The sequence below is a fragment of the Dysgonomonas termitidis genome (assembly GCF_054657735.1).
The window spans coordinates 1,278,190-1,293,804 of sequence record NZ_BAAHYD010000003.1 but is presented as its reverse complement, the minus strand read 5'-3'; the positions used below and the strand labels follow the sequence as shown (position 1 = coordinate 1,293,804).

General features: G+C 41.0%; 13 protein-coding genes and 1 pseudogene. 2 read left to right on the top strand and 12 right to left on the bottom strand.

Features of this window, described 5'->3' with window-relative positions; translation table 11 throughout:
- Window positions 1-84 precede the first annotated feature (84 nt).
- Window positions 85-366, bottom strand: a complete 282-nt coding sequence (locus ACYQ3L_RS26180; RefSeq protein ID WP_379996816.1) for a hypothetical protein — start codon at window positions 364-366, stop codon at window positions 85-87.
- A gap of 274 nt (window positions 367-640) precedes the next feature.
- Here ACYQ3L_RS26180 and ACYQ3L_RS26175 point away from each other — a divergent pair, with 274 nt between their 5' ends.
- Complete coding sequence (locus ACYQ3L_RS26175) at window positions 641-1,444, top strand: metallophosphoesterase family protein (RefSeq protein WP_379996814.1); 804 nt, start codon at window positions 641-643, stop codon at window positions 1,442-1,444.
- Window positions 1,425-2,066, top strand: coding sequence for a hypothetical protein (locus tag ACYQ3L_RS26170; protein ID WP_379996812.1), 642 nt, complete (start codon window positions 1,425-1,427; stop codon window positions 2,064-2,066). The genes ACYQ3L_RS26175 and ACYQ3L_RS26170 overlap by 20 nt, the downstream gene beginning before the upstream one ends.
- Window positions 2,067-2,294: 228 nt before the next feature.
- Here ACYQ3L_RS26170 and ACYQ3L_RS26165 read toward each other — a convergent pair.
- The 11 genes and pseudogenes from ACYQ3L_RS26165 to ACYQ3L_RS26115 form a co-directional block, all read right to left on the bottom strand.
- Window positions 2,295-4,359, bottom strand: a pseudogene (locus ACYQ3L_RS26165) (dipeptidyl-peptidase 3 family protein).
- Window positions 4,360-5,611: 1,252 nt separating this feature from the next.
- Window positions 5,612-6,733, bottom strand: a complete 1,122-nt coding sequence (locus tag ACYQ3L_RS26160; protein ID WP_291108779.1) for a universal stress protein — start codon at window positions 6,731-6,733, stop codon at window positions 5,612-5,614.
- Window positions 6,734-6,810: 77 nt separating this feature from the next.
- Complete coding sequence (locus ACYQ3L_RS26155) at window positions 6,811-7,065, bottom strand: DNA-binding protein (RefSeq protein ID WP_291108777.1); 255 nt, start codon at window positions 7,063-7,065, stop codon at window positions 6,811-6,813.
- Window positions 7,066-7,143: 78 nt separating this feature from the next.
- On the bottom strand, window positions 7,144-7,839 hold the full coding sequence (locus ACYQ3L_RS26150; protein WP_379996809.1) for a phosphatase PAP2 family protein: 696 nt from the start codon (window positions 7,837-7,839) through the stop codon (window positions 7,144-7,146).
- A 25-nt stretch (window positions 7,840-7,864) separates the two neighbouring features.
- Window positions 7,865-8,689: a tetratricopeptide repeat protein gene (locus tag ACYQ3L_RS26145; RefSeq protein WP_379996807.1), complete on the bottom strand. Its 825-nt coding sequence runs from the start codon at window positions 8,687-8,689 to the stop codon at window positions 7,865-7,867.
- A gap of 6 nt (window positions 8,690-8,695) precedes the next feature.
- Window positions 8,696-10,531, bottom strand: a complete 1,836-nt coding sequence (locus ACYQ3L_RS26140; protein WP_379996805.1) for a BatD family protein — start codon at window positions 10,529-10,531, stop codon at window positions 8,696-8,698.
- 182 nt (window positions 10,532-10,713) lie between these two features.
- Complete coding sequence (locus ACYQ3L_RS26135) at window positions 10,714-11,565, bottom strand: BatD family protein (RefSeq protein WP_379996803.1); 852 nt, start codon at window positions 11,563-11,565, stop codon at window positions 10,714-10,716.
- Window positions 11,565-12,362 (bottom strand): tetratricopeptide repeat protein, encoded by a 798-nt coding sequence (locus tag ACYQ3L_RS26130; RefSeq protein ID WP_379996801.1) that lies wholly within the window; start codon window positions 12,360-12,362, stop codon window positions 11,565-11,567. Before ACYQ3L_RS26130 ends, ACYQ3L_RS26135 begins: the two co-directional genes overlap by 1 nt.
- 17 nt (window positions 12,363-12,379) lie before the next feature.
- Window positions 12,380-13,402 (bottom strand): vWA domain-containing protein, encoded by a 1,023-nt coding sequence (locus tag ACYQ3L_RS26125; protein WP_379996799.1) that lies wholly within the window; start codon window positions 13,400-13,402, stop codon window positions 12,380-12,382.
- A 104-nt stretch (window positions 13,403-13,506) separates the two neighbouring features.
- Window positions 13,507-14,490 (bottom strand): vWA domain-containing protein, encoded by a 984-nt coding sequence (locus ACYQ3L_RS26120; protein ID WP_379996981.1) that lies wholly within the window; start codon window positions 14,488-14,490, stop codon window positions 13,507-13,509.
- A gap of 15 nt (window positions 14,491-14,505) precedes the next feature.
- The gene (locus ACYQ3L_RS26115; protein WP_379996797.1) at window positions 14,506-15,564 is read right to left on the bottom strand and encodes a hypothetical protein; all 1,059 of its coding nucleotides are present in this window, start codon (window positions 15,562-15,564) and stop codon (window positions 14,506-14,508) included.
- Between the last annotated feature and the right edge of the window lie 51 nt (window positions 15,565-15,615).

Here is a 15,615-nt window from a genome sequence, read left to right as displayed (position 1 = left end):
TTTATCTCAAATCGTTTCAGTCTGGCAAAAGTACAAAAAAAACGGAATACTGATGCGGTATTCCGTGCAAGCTATGTTAAATATCTACTTCTCCTCTTCTACGATAAACCAGCGGGCGCTGTCTTTCTCTCGGACAGCGGCTTGTCCCGGTTGTAAATCAGGCAATTTGCGGAGGGCAGGCTCCATCTCCAGCATTTCGTCTACAGAAACGAGATAGGCGTCTTCATCATCAGTCACATCCTCTTCACCGAAGAGCTGCCAGTCTCCGTCTTCATCATATAAAACGAAGGTAACGGGCGAACCGTTAGTCAGTACATAACTGGTCGTTAATACCGATTTGTTTTTTTGTTCTTCTTTAAATTTCATGTTGTATTATTTTAGAATAAAGATAGGAATTATAATCCGATAATACTTCGTTCCCATAATCCGTTATAAAAAATATGAATAACGCCTGAATTTCTTTATTTATCATACACCCGCCAGGAAAAGAGATTTTAGCCGCCTAATATGTTAACATAACCGCACATTTAGTTAAAATAAATGTAAAAAACAGCCCGCCGCAGTATATTTTCTGCTTACCGGATACTAAAATCTATTATTCCCCGTAACCTTGCACCTGCTTTACTATTATTAAGTTTTTATGAAGAAAATATATATCCTCTTATTTACCCTTCTTACTTTCACCGCATGTGAAATGATAGAGTACCACCCCTATGACGGGCGTATAAAAGGAGAAACGGGAATTAATGCAAAAAATATTGCACGTATAGAAGAGTTCTGTAAGGGAAAGGAGACGATCCGTTTTGTAATGACCGGGGATACGCAACGCGCCTACGACGAAGCCGAGGATTTTGTGAAAGCTATAAATAAACGGAACGATGTCGATTTCGTTATTCACGGCGGAGATATTTCTGACTTTGGCCTCACTAAAGAGTTTCTGTGGCAAAGGGATATTATGAATAAGCTGAAAGTGCCTTATGTGGTACTTCTGGGAAACCATGACTGTCTCGCAAACGGCATAGATGTCTTCCATGAAGTATTCGGTGAGGTGAACTTTTCATTTCTGGCAGGCAACACTAAATTTATCTGTCTGAATACAAATGCCCTTGAATTCGACTACTCGCATCCTGTTCCCGATTTTCAGTTCATAGAACAGGAATATAAAGACGAAAGGGAAGAATATGAAAAGACAATATTTGCAATGCATGTACGCCCTTATTCGGAACAGTTCAATAATAATGTAGCCAATGTTTTTCAACGATATATAAAGGAATTCCGGAAATTGCAGTTTTGTCTGAATGCACATGATCACTGGGCGCAGGTAGACGACCTGTTCAACGATGGAGTGATGTACTATGGTACACCAAGTGTGGACAAACGCAAATATTTACTGCTGACTATAAAGCCTGACGATACATACGATTATGAAGTTATTGAATTTTAAGAATACACTATATCTGTGCCTTGTTGCAATGCTTATCACCCATTCTCTTTCTGCCCAGAACGATTACGACAGGCGTATTGAGAAATATAAATCGCAATGGGAGAACCTTATTCCCAATTATACCAAAGTGCAGTATGCCGGCGGAATGGGGCTGATATCATTAGGCCTGGGATGGGATTACGGAAAAAACAATCAGTGGGAAACGGATATATTCTTCGGATATCTGCCAAAATATTCGACCAAGCGTTCTAAGATAACGTTTACCCTGAAGCAGAACTTTATTCCCTGGAAGAAGGAACTGAATAAACATTTCTCGATAGATCCCCTGGCTACCGGACTGTATGTAAATACGATCTTCGACGGGGATTTCTGGGTAAATGAGCCGGACAAATACCCGAACAGTTATTATTCGTTCTCTACAAAGATGCGCTTCAACATCTATCTGGGTCAACGGATCACGTATAACATTCCGCCGGACAAACGCTTCTTTGCCAAGTCCCTCACTTTGTTCTATGAAATAAGCAGCAATGACCTGTATATCGCCAGTGCTTTCACGAACAGTTACCTGGGACCAAAGGAATATCTAAGATTATCATTCGGATTGAAAATGCTGATGTTCTGATATAAAAGAAGAGGCTGTCTCAAAAGGGGCACAGTACTATCAATGTGCCACCCTCTTTGTCATCCTGAGTGTAACGAAGGATCTCGACCCTGAGAAACGAGATGTTTCACTCCGTTCAACATGACAACCAACGGTCACAGGAGCGTAGCGTATGTAAATAGAAAGTGAAAAATACTTTTGGGACAGCCTCTTTTTTATATTCATTCTTCTCTCATTCAGGATTCCGAATCAATCGTTATATGTCGGCAATGTCGAAAACTCTTTCGAGTAGCGTATCATCTGTTCCGCATAGCCTTCGGTATAAGAGATTTTCACATCGGTCATCTTACCGTCCTTATCCTGTACCAATTGGAATACCGGATTCACAAAACCTTTGTATGGTTTCATATTCAATGTCTTGTAACGCTCCAGCACTTCTTTATGCAATTTCTGATCAACTTTTACCGCATAATTCGCTACAATAGCTTTTGCCCCATTGAAATCGCCTTCCGATTTGATTCGTTGGATTTCGGCAAGTAAATCGCCGAATAATGTGCGCAATTTGGCATAATCGTTTACTACAACATATGTTTTGCCATCTTTTATTTTATATTCGACAACATTTTCAGCTTTTCCTTTTTCATAAACCCACCTGGCTATCAACTGGCGGTTACGCATATGCGCTTCCTCGATGTCTTTACCGGGTTCGATACGTACAAGTTGTGTCATCAGGCCATTCATCATAAACTTATAGTATTCTGCTTTGTAAGCGTCCGCATTCGGGATAATGCCCAACTCTACAAGTTTGGCATCGGCAAGGAAATACAGTCCGAACAGGTCGGCACGGGCTTCTTCGATGGTAGAACTGAATTCTCCCAATGCATTAGGATCAACCTCGGGCAGTAATTTTCCCGAACCATGTCCCAGACATTCGTGGAGATCGGTATGTAAAACATCGGTAATGAAGCCATATTCCTTTATCATATTCACCTCAGCGTCAGACCACATAAACTCTTTACCAAATCCGGTATGCGCGCCTGCCGCGTCGTATGCTTCCATGATATTTTCTATTGTCACCGACTTGGAACCATGATCTTTGCGTATCCAGTCCGCATTCGGCAAATTGATGCCGATAGGCGTCGCAGGATAGCAGTCTCCGCCAAGTTGAGCTACGGTGATTACTTTGGCAGATACGCCTTTTACTTTTTCCTTTTTGAAACTTTTGTCCACAGGTGAATGATCCTCAAACCATTGCGCGTTTGAACTGATAATCTCGGTACGTTTTGTCGCTTCTACATTTTTGAAGTTTACAATGGACTCCCAACTGGCTTTGATACCAAGCGCGTCTCCATAAACTTCCGTGAAACCATTTACAAAATCGACCTGTGAATTTAAATCTTCAACCCATGCCACAGCATATTGATCGAACGTTTTCAAATCACCGGACTTATAATATGAAATAAGTTTTGAGATCACATTCTTTTGCGCGTCATTCTCGGCTACAGCCTGAGCTTTTTCGAGCCAGAAAACTATTTTTTCGATTGCAGGTGAATACAAGCCGCCGACTTTCCAAACCTTTTCGACCAGTTTTCCGTCTTGTTTTACCAAACGGCTGTTGAGCCCGTAAGATATAGGCGTAAGGTCGGTTGTATCTTTCATTGCCCCGTAAAATCCCTGGACTTCTTTCTGGGTAACTCCTTCTCCGTAATAATTATTGGCAGAAGTAAGGATGAGATCTCCTCCCGACTGGTTCACTTTCTTTGCCATTACCTTAGCGTCGAACATGACAGGCGTAAGCATCTTTATAAAATCATCTACGGACTGACCTTCTTTTACCGGAACAAGTTCCGCCGGTAAGTTTTTTACCTGCTCCGCGAAAAATTCTTTAGAAAAACCCGGCAGGAATTTTTCCTCGCCGTAGTGATGGTGTATCCCATTAGAGAACCACACACGCTTGAGATATACTTCAAACTCTTTGTAATCAGCCGAGCTCTTATCTCCTTTATAATTTCCATAGATAGCCTCCAGCGTGCGGCGGATAGCCAGGTTATACCGGTTGTTCTGGTCGAAAAGAATATCCCGCCCTTCGACAGCAGCCATAGAGAGATAATAAACCAGTTCTTTTTGCTCCAAAGTCAGATTGTTGAATCCGGGAACGTAATAACGCAGGATTTCGAGGTCGGCAAAAGCATCTATTGAAATCAGCAGGGACAGTGTCCGCTTCAGCCTGCTTCTCCGGTGCTTTTTGCCCCCCTCCGCAGCCGGCAAACATCATTGATAATCCGGTCATAGTTATTAATATTGTTTTTTTCATTTAATTATATAATTTAAATTCTTATCTATTGCCTATTGCCTGTCGGCTCACTCTTTTATTTCGCCCATATGCAGGTGTGATGTCATCAATAACAATTGAAAAATCGGGGTTTATTGATGTTTCCATTACAATCAATGAATTATTTTTATAAATAACTGTAAAATTACTGTTTTTTTGGAGTTTGATGTAATGATTTACTTTTAATTAGGCTAAAGACTTTTCTCAAACTTTATCTATACTATTTTTAGTGTACTGGTTTACAAGAAAGGGAGTTCTTTGAAATGTTGGATTTAGAATTTAAAGATTCAAGGTTTAATGATTTAGAAAAAGTTACGAGTTACAAGTTGGCTGGCGTTTTGTTTTGTTTCACGCAAAGACGCAAAGTTTTACATCTTACGAGTTATTGACTGATGACTGTTTACTGTTTACTGATATATCTGTTACCTTTGTTACTTTTTATATAGTGTTCTTTGTGTAAATATTTGTGCCCCTTGTGGTAAAGAGTTTTCAACCACTAAGTACACGAAGGAAATCACAAAGGGCACAAAGACTAAAAAAGTGTTACTTTTGTTACCTTTTTTTAAGAGTTACGGGTTTGCCTCGTCTTCCTCCGCTCGCGCAGACGTCCCGTCTGTGTGTTGCGTAGCAGACATTTTTGCACTGTTAACAAGACACGGACTGGAAGTCCGCGCCAGCGGGGGACAGGGCTGTTAAGTTCTCCGCTTTGTTCTGTTATTCTCTGCTGTCATCCTGAGTGAAACGAAGGATCTCCTTCTATTTAGGAGATGTTTCACTTCGTTCAACATGACAAAGAGAATATAAGATTCAGAACTTAACAGCTCTGCCCTAAGGGGGGGACTTACAGAGAGGGGAAAAAGGAACAGATAAAAAATAGTGGAAAAAGTGTAACTTTTGTAACTTTTTTGATATAGTAACGGGTTACTTCGCCCTAGGGCAGTTACAAGTTACGAGTAGACAAGATACGAGTTGTTAACTGCTGACTGTTTACTGTTCACTGATATCCCTGTTACCTTTGTTACTTTTTAACAAGTAGTAAATTTTAAGTAATAAGTAGTAAGTTGAGAAAGCTACATTACTGTTGACTGTTAACTGCTAACTGATGACTGAAAAAAGTGTTACCTTTTGCACCTTAGCGTCCCTGCATGAAATACTGTTTACTGTTTATAAAAAAATCTATCCGTTAACATCAAAGATAACGAATAGATTTATATGCTATTATATACTTAGTTTTCTAACCTCTTAACACCAGCAAAGGTGTATCGGAGTGAAACAGCATCTTACGCGAGATACTCGGACTAAACATACGGGCAAAGATATTCCGCTTACTGGTGGTCAGGGATAATATCTGTATTTTATCATTCTTTATATATTCATCCAGGCTTTTGAGCATATCATTGGTGTCGATCAACTTATAGTCGAGGTTCAAGCCCGGATATTGCTTACTGAAATAATCTTTGATTCCGGCAAGTTTTATTTCGTCCCAGCGGTCACCTTTCTTAACGGCTATATGAGTAAGTACAATCTGTACATCGCTATATGGTTGCAAGAGTTTTGCCAGCAAATCGAATGAGATCAAATCTCTCTGACTGAAGTTTGTAAGGAATGCCATTTTCTTCACTTCCCTCAAATCCGAGAATGGTGTGTTTTCCGGAATTGCAATTAACGGAACGTGAGTCATTTCTATCACCTCCGCCGTTACACTGCCGATGAGGTCGGCATCTTTCTGATCCTTGCCTCTGGTGCCCATAAGTATCAGTGTCGGCTTATATTCTTTGGCAAAAGTCACTATCTCTTCTTCGGGCAAGCCCTCGCGCAATACATAAGAATAGTTTACCGAAGGGAATTCCCCTTCCGAAACCTTCTGGTCTATCGTATTGCATAGTTTCTGGATATTTTCCTTTACTTTCTCTATAATATTCTGGAATTCCTTTTCTTCCTTTCCCTGATAGGCAAATGCTTCGGCCATCGGTAGTGCAGTAGGATAGTAGGGATTGAAATATACATGAAGTATCTTTACTTTCGCGTTGAGATCACGAGCCAGGTTAAAGGCTATCTTACATGCTTTAAGCGAATAATCGGAGAAATCGACCGGAATAAGGATGCGTTTGCGTCCGTCATCAGTCCTGTATGTTTCTTCCTCATCGTAGCTGAATAAGTGACGACTCTCCACTACGCTCAGGGCTTTGGGCAGATCGGATTCTTTGATACGGATACGAACGCCGGGTGATACTCCCGGATTATCCAAATCCACATCATTGATATGGACTTCAATATTCTCACCTTCCAATACGCCTTTCAATATCTGGGCTTTTTCGTTTGTGTGAATCGCAAGTGTTACCAATTTATCTCCCATTGCTGTATATATTTATTTGTTGTTGTACTTATTTTAAAAGAGATGAACACTTTTGGCATTCATCTCTGTATTTTTTCTTAAGCTTCCTTCGCTTCCATCATCTCTAAAGCCATGTCCAAAATAGTGGTATCATCGAGTGAAACATAACCTCCGTCCGGCCCGGGTTCTATATGTACGCCACAACTTTGCCCTTTTTCGTAGCTATATCCCCCGAAGTAGTTCCAAACCGTTTCTACAGGAATTTGTAAAGTTTCAGCTATCTGATGTATGCTTCCATCCGGTAAACTATCCTTGATTTTGCGAAGCTCTGAAAATGTAATAACTCTAGTCATACTCTCTAAGTTTTAAATGGTAAATGATTAGGAATATGTTCTAAAGTTATAAAATTCTTTTTTGAAAAACAATGGATTTTATGAAGGAATATCAAATATTGCGCTATATATAGCAATTGATGCTATCGTGAGCAATATTGCGCCAATAAGTATCTTTGCTCTTTCTTTGCTATAGACAGGTATTCTAACCTCCTCTTTAGGAACTTTCAGAATATACCGGCGAGAGGTTAAATAAACATAATACACCAAAAAGCCTATTAAAGCACCCCAAACAGCACCTCCGACAACATCGGAAATAAAATGAACTCCCAGATAAACACGGGAATACGCTGTAATGGTAGCCCATATTATCATTGTAATAGTTAGATATCTGTACCGGAACAACAGGGAGGTGAAAGCTACAACTCCGAATCCATTGGCTGCATGATTGGATATAAACCCGTAACGTCCTCCGCGATATCCTTTTACTACTTCCACAAAGGCTTCAAAATCGGGATGATGTGTGGGCCGCAATCGCTCAAAATAGGGTTTGATAAGGTTCGCCGAAACAAAGTCACATAAAACTCCGACTAATACGGCACAAATAAGAAGCAACAGGGCTTCCCTCCATTTTATTTTATACACAAATACGGCCAGACCGGTTATAGCTAGAGGTAACCAGATAAGTTTACCGCTATATATCCACATAAATGTGTCCCAATAGTCAGTATGATGCTCGTTGAGCCATAGAAATAAATTCCGTTCGTATGGCAATATCTTTTCTACAAGGCTCATCAGAAGTTTCTCATTTTAAAGCAAATTATATTACTTCCAGCTTTTCGCGCTGAATCCAGCCCACACTGCCATTGTCTATTTCTATTTCGAGCCAGTTGCGGTCTTCTTTTGTTATATATACTTTTGTTCCGGAGTGTAATATGAATAACTCTTTGCTGTTAATATCCGGAGAACTGACCACGGATGCCGAACCGGCCATGATAACAGCGGTATCCCTGTGTTCGATCTTGTTCTTCTGTCCGAACGAAAATACATTTGCGAGTATGACCAAAACCAATGCCACTATTCCTATATAGAAAGCCGTTTTCTTCATGAAGACATAGCGGCTGAAGAAAAACATGGATAAGCATCCCATCAGTAAAAGGAATGAGACTACTGCTATGACGGCCCAGGTATTCGAACTGAATAAGTTCTGGACAGCCCTGAACCATATGTTGAGAAAGAATGTATCCGCAACCAGTATTTTATCTTCTATCTTTGTCGACAGATATTCAATATTGTGACGGGTATCCCTGTCCCCCGGATCGAGCAACAAGGCTTTTTCATAGTTCAGGCGGGCATGCGCCAAGTCATTCACCCTGAAATAAGCATTGCCTAAGTTATAATACAATTGGGCTGACTCCAGCCCTTTTTCCAATTGTTCATTCTTCCGGGTTTCCAGTATTTCAATGGCCTTACGGAAATCACCTTCATTGTAGGCTGTTGTAGCCGGGTCGGAAGAAGTTCCGGGTTGCTGTTGGCTTCCTGTCACAGTTGCCGGCGAATCACTCACAACCGGGACCGAATCCTGTGCATAAGCGACAGAATATATAGCGAATATGAATAGGCAAGATAATATGATTCGTTTCATCAGACCTTATTTTATTTTCTTAATTGTACTTTCCATTTTACCGATAGCATCTACTGTATTGTTGTACAGGTCATCCATTGCGTGCCCGGATTCGGACGGAGCATAACGGGCAAATTCCCCTGTATCCAGTATATTAATAAACTGGCTTATAAGATCATCGCCCACACCGTATTTCAATAATTCAATTTCAATATTTTCCCTGTTCAGGTCTGCAACCGGGATCGTCAGCTTGTCACTCAGATAACCCCATACTGCGCGCAGGATTTCCTCATAGAAACTATCTTTCTGTTGCATCTGCAAATATTTCTTAGCCAGTTTAAGACGCTTTGTCGCCACCTTATTCGCTTTCCTGGTACGCATCATAGCGATATCGGCATTCGCCTTTATCTGTTTCCTGTATATTATAGTAAATGCAATAAACAGCACTAACGGAATCAGATACCACAGAAGATATGTAAGGGAGCCTACAAAGAAACTTTGAGGGTCTGTAAATGAATAGTCCCCTGTTTTAAGATAACGGATATCCTGCTCCATTTCCAGTTCTCTCTGGCTCGAATAACTGGTAGACACATTCTTTCCCGCATTTGGGTCCTTATCTACATCCAGTGTGTATGATGGGGATGAAACGGTTTTATAAGAACCGCTTCTGGTGTCGAAGTAGGAAAATTCGATGGCAGGTATTGTAAATTTACCCGGATAACGGGGAATAAACATATACTCTATTGATTTTGTACCCGACAAACCATTCTCGGTTAACTTAAAATCATTCTTTACATTCGGATCGTAAGTTTCAAAATCTTTAGGGAACTTGACTTCAGGATTCTTTATAAGTTTCAGGTTTCCCGTTCCCGTTATGTCCAGCTTGATAGTGACAGCGTCGTTTGCCTTAATTTTTTCTGCGGATATAGACGGTTTGAACGAAAAGTCTCCCACTCCTCCCGAAAAATTAGCGGGTTTATTTTGTATCGGAAGCGCAGATACATCGACCGTGACAGGTGTTGTCTTCAATGTTTTTTTAGCCTCGGTCATCACCTCCTGAGTACCGAAGAACGTCTGCACTTTTTTACCTGAAGCCACTTCAAATACGATTTCCATTGTACCCGACGGTATCGTCATTTTACCCGACCGTTGAGGGAACAAGAGCGTTTTCTTTACATCTACAGTATAATAGTTGCGTCCGTTATAATGCTCCAAAGCCATTTGGCGATTTGCCGGAAGCTCGAAATCCTCTGTCATGAAGCCTTCAAATTCAGGAAATTGGATCTTCCCTACATCCCTTATATTCAGTACTGTGTAGAAGCGGAATGTGACAGTCACCGCTTCCTGTTCTTTTACCTTAGTTTTAGAGAATATCGCCCTTACGAAAGCATCATTCGGATTGACATTTCCGGCTGTAGAAGAAGATGTTGTCGGCTTTACCTGCTGCCCGGGCTGTTGCGGCTGAGCATTCTTATCGGGAGGTAAGACCTTTATCTGGGCAGTATTCGATTTATAATTGCTGCCTCCTACTTTTACCGATGCCGAAGGTAAGGTAAAGGTACCTTCTTCTTTTGCCAACAATAGGTATGTATAGGTTATATTACTCTCCGAAGTCACTTTCCCATTGATGTTCGAAGAACTATACATTTGCGAAACAGATGGCCCGTAAAGTACGTCAAAACCTTTTATCTCATCCGGCACATGAATTTCCCGGCCTTCACCACCTTTCAATACATACTGCAGCTGGATTTGCGCACCCTTCACTGTAGAAGCAGGGGCACTGATAACAAAGGTGATGTTATCAGCGCATATGTTTGAAATGCTTATGAGTAATAATGTCAATAAAATCAAATACTTTTTCATTACTCTATTTACTCTTTTTCGTTAGGTCTATTTTTTTATTCAGAATACAAAAATAATAACTTTAAGGTCTCAGACCTACTTATTGACTACACTTTGTTCCGTCGAACGTTGTTTGTCCATCTAAATATAGCATCGGTCGAAAGTCATAACTTTAAAGTGTAATATTAAATATCAACGTTTACTTATATTGCTTTCAGGTCTTGTACCCGTATTATTACGGGCTCTATTATTAAAGACTTTTCACTTCTGATCGTCTCATCGTACACGTCTCCCCACATATCTCGTACTCTTCTGCCTGTCGGGGTAGAATATTCTACTGATATCTGCCCTTCGGGAATAGTCATCTGTCCCTGATTACGTGGCTGAAGTATTAAGCGCCTAAGTTCGACTACCTTATAGGTCTTGCCATTCACAACTTCATCTGTAAAGGTTTGACGCGAACGTGTTATATTGGTTGTATAAAAATCTTTCACAACAGGAAAATCCGCACTTATTATACGCTTAACCTCTTTAGTTGTATATAGCTTATAAGTCAGCGTCAATGTATCTGACAAATTTACACTTGTTCTGGATACGGTTGTTTTTACAAAAGCATCGACTTCGTCCGCAACTTCTTTTGGCGACTTCACTTCTACTTTGACGGACTCCGCTTTATATTTCTTGCTGTTTACCGTTATTTCAGCTCTGGGCAATGTATATTTCCCGTCTTTAGAGGCTTCCAGATAATAGGAAGATGTGGTCATATATACAGTCACTCGTTTACCATTATTAAACCTGACTGCCCTCGACGATGATACAGAAGGGCCATATAATATGGTGAAGCCCTCCATATTCTTTATTATTACCGGCTCTCTTATATCATTATCGCTTTCAACTATATAGTCCACTCTGAATTGTTCCCCTGTGAACACTGTTTCGGGCGCTTTTACATTTACCTTGACACTCTGGCCTATAGCCACCGACAGAAAGGGGAATAGTAATACAACTGACAAGCAGAACCGGCAAATTGAATAGCTATATCCTTTTCTCTTCATTACCAGTCTTTATTTTGCTTTCTGTTATTTTCGTTCTTCTGTTTTCGCTCCTGAGCTTTAGCCTGTTTTACACGTTCCTGTGTTTCTTTCTCGTCTTGTTCCAAAGCCTGAAGTATCTGTTGCATATTTTGCTGCGACATTTGGTTCTGATCCTGCTTCTGGTCCTGCTTATCCTGCTTAGGGTCCTGTTTCGGATCTTGCTTGGGATCTTGTTTCGGATCTTGCTTTTGATCCTTATTCTGATCTTGCTTATTATCTTTATTCTGGTCTTTGTCCTGATCTTCTTTATCTTTTATCATTTTCTGAACCACAGCCAGGTTGTACCGTGTTTCTTCATCTTTAGGATTCAGGCGCAGGGCATTTTTATAGGCTTCCATCGACTGCTTCAGATTATCCGCCTGTTGCCCTCCCCCCTGTTGAGGCTGACCTCCCTGTGCCATCTGCATTTGCTGTCCTTTTTCATTCCCTTTCTTTTTCAGGAATGTATTACCCATATTGCTCCAGGCAGAGCCCATTTTTGTTTCATCTTCATTCTCCAAGGTCAGATAATGCTGGTATTCTTTCAGCGCGTCATCCCATCTCTGCTGCTTATAATATGTGTTAGCCAGATTGAAAGAAGCTTCTTTCGAACTTGCATTTTCTTTCAGCGCATTGCTGTATTCGGTTTCAGCCGCGCCATATCGTTGTTCATTATATGCCTTATTCCCTGTTCGTACAGCTTTTCTAACCCCCTTCTGGGCGGATAGGCCGATAGTTACAAACACTAATAATGTTATAAATATAATTTTCTTCATCATCTTGTCCACATTCTCAATTATTTAAACAGCCTGATATTCCGGAATATCCTGTTCTTCTTATCAAACACACATATCTCCAGTAGAAGCAGCGCCAGCATAACCCATGCGAAAATCTGATATTTTTCGTCGTATTCGGAATATGCGATTCCATCTATTTCTTTTTTCTGCAATTTTTCCAACTCCGCTTGCAGGCTTTTCAGCGCACTGTTCGAATTATCAGCATGTGCATAAAGCCCTTTTCCGGCCTTTGCTATCTGGCGGCACATCTCTTCATTCAGCTTTGTCACGACCGGCTGCCCCTGAGTATCACGTTTCATATTATTAGAACCCGGCGATACAGGAATCATTGCACCTTCGGTAGTACCTATGCCCACAACATTTACATGCACACCCTTCTCAGCTGCCCGCGTTGCGGCTCCTTCCGCGTCGCCTTCATGTCCTTCACCATCGGTAATCAGAACAATAGCCTTGTCTATATCCGTATCGTTAGAAAAGCAACTCATGCTGATATCTATCGCACTGCCGATTGCAGTTCCCTGAACCGGTACAAGACTGGGATCAATCGTTTCCAGAAACAATTTAGCTGACTGGTTATCAGGAGTAAGCGGCAACTGTATAAAAGCTTCTCCGGCAAATACGACTATAGCCACTTTATCATCCCTGCGTTCATCGATAATGCGGGTCAGCATTTGCTTTGCCTTGGCTAACCTGCTCGGTTTTATATCTTCAGCCATCATCGAATTAGATACGTCTATGGCAATAACCAGTTCTATTCCTTTCTTGTCGACCTTCTCCACTTTTGTTCCAAACTGCGGGCGTGCAAGAACGACTATACCAAAACCTATGGCAACAAGTATAACCCAGAATTTCAGATATGAACGTTTCAATGAAAGTTCAGGCATCATTCTTTTTACCAATGCAAGTGTTCCCAGTTTTTCCACACTTTTCCTTTTCCTTATATTCAGGAAAATAAAGCCTATCACAAAAACGGGTATGGCAAAAAACAAATACAAATATTCAGGATTCCCAAATTTAAACATACTATTTTGCAATTACGAGTTACAAGTTACGAGTTACAAGCTTTAATACGTTATAACCAAACCCTTAGCCCATCATCATTCTTAATTTTTAATTCTTAATTATCTCATGGTATATTCCTCAACCATGTACGGCGAAGAACCAGCTCCAGGCCAACCAACGCTAATGCGAAAATGGCAAATGGCAGGTAAAGTTCTTTACGCTTGGTTACAGTATTTACACTTATATGGGTTTTTTCCATTTGATCTATCTCATCATAAATCGCACTCAGGCTGGTATTGTCCGTTGCGCGGAAGTATTGCCCTTTGGTAATAGCTGCTATCTCCGTCAATGTACGCTCGTCAAAGTCGCCTGACACCTGCATAGTCTGCAAGCCGTAAGGTGTCATTATCCTTGCTGTAGATGTCCCTCTGGAACCAATTCCTATGGTATAAACACGTATATCATAAGACGCTGCCAGTTCTGCTGCCGTTAAAGGTGCAATTTGTCCGGCATTATTGGAACCGTCAGTTAAAAGTATTACAACCCGCGATTTGGACTTACTGTCTTTCAAGCGGTTCACAGAGTTGGCCAAACCCAGTCCGATGGCAGTACCATCCTCTATCATGCCGAATTTAACCTCTGTAAGTAAGTTCAACAATACCTTGTGATCCGTTGTCAACGGGCATTGGGTAAAGCTTTCCCCACCGAATATGACCAGACCGATCCGGTCGTTAGGCCTGTCGTTAATAAACTCGGCGGCAACCTTCTTAGCCGCTTCGAGACGTGTAGGAGAAAAATCCTGCGCCATCATCGTACCCGAAATATCGAGAGCCATTACAATATCAATCCCTTCAGAGTTCGATACATCCGAAGAATTGACACTCTGCGGACGGGCCAGGACAATTATAACTAACGCGATTGCGACCACCCTTAGCAAAAACGGAAAGTGGCGCAGATAAACTCTTATTGTAGAGGGTGCCTTCTCAAAAGCAAAGCCTGAAGACATCTTAAATGTAGCCTGCATCTTCCTCAACTTAATGATGTACCACACAATTAGCGGTATCAGCAATAAGAGCAAGTATAAATATTTCGGATTGGCATATACTATATCCATCATATATCTTTAGCTTTGTTTTTTATCTTCTTTGTTTTCTTTTTCATTCGAGACTTGATTCTCTGCCAGATTATCCTTTTGTTCTTCCATTGTCTGCCTTTCTTCTATCTTAGTCTGATTGACAAACAGGTAAGCGTTAACCAGGCTCAGGTCGTTTTCGTCGGCAAACGGAGTATATTTGGCAAACTTGACCAGATCGGCCAACCTCAGTATCTGAGACAGGCCATCTGTTGCCGATTTTGTATCAGTAGCCAAATGTACGGAAGCGATAATATCCTCTGATATCATTTCCGGAGCATCTATATTGAATCGCCGGTCAATGTATTCGCGAAGAATATCTGTAAGTTCGGTATAATACTCTTTCTCCTGCCCTTTCTGCCATAGTTTAGAAGTCTTCAGCTTATCCAGTCCCTGTAATGCAATCACATGAGGAGGCAAAATAATTTTCGGGGTGAAGAAATAACCTTTATTCCTCTTCCGTATATAGAAGTAAAAGGCAAGCCCGATAAGGGCAAGGATCAATAGTATAATCAGAGGAATAAACAAATATTCAAGATAGTCCTGCCATACAAACGGCGGATCTTGCACTGTTTTTATATCCGATATCTGAAGCTTTTCAAAATCTATGGAATCAGTCTGGTGATTTTTCAATTGCTCCAGATATGCTAAAGACTGCTCCGACAATTGCGGTGCGGAAACTTTCAGCCCAAAATCGTTTGTACGAAGCGTATCCACACCATCCAACACCTGCATATAAGGTACATGGTAGAGTGTGGAATCGAACGAAGTCACGACATATTTCTGGCTGATGGTCATTACCTCTGTCATTACCGTATCCGGCTTCAGCATTTTCAGCACCTCGATACCTGTTATCAGCGTATCCGGATAGACAGGGAAGACGATATCCCGTCCTTTGGGGGCAATGACCTCTACATTAATGATTGCCTGTTCACCGATCAGGATATCCGATGGCTGTATTGTTGCCCTTACCGTCGACTTCTGCGCCGATAGCGAAAAACTCAGGCAGCAAAGCAAGCCAGGCAATAGTATATTTTTTAGTTTCAACATATTTTAGTTACGAGTTACAAGTTACGAGTTACAAGCCTTTTATAATTTATA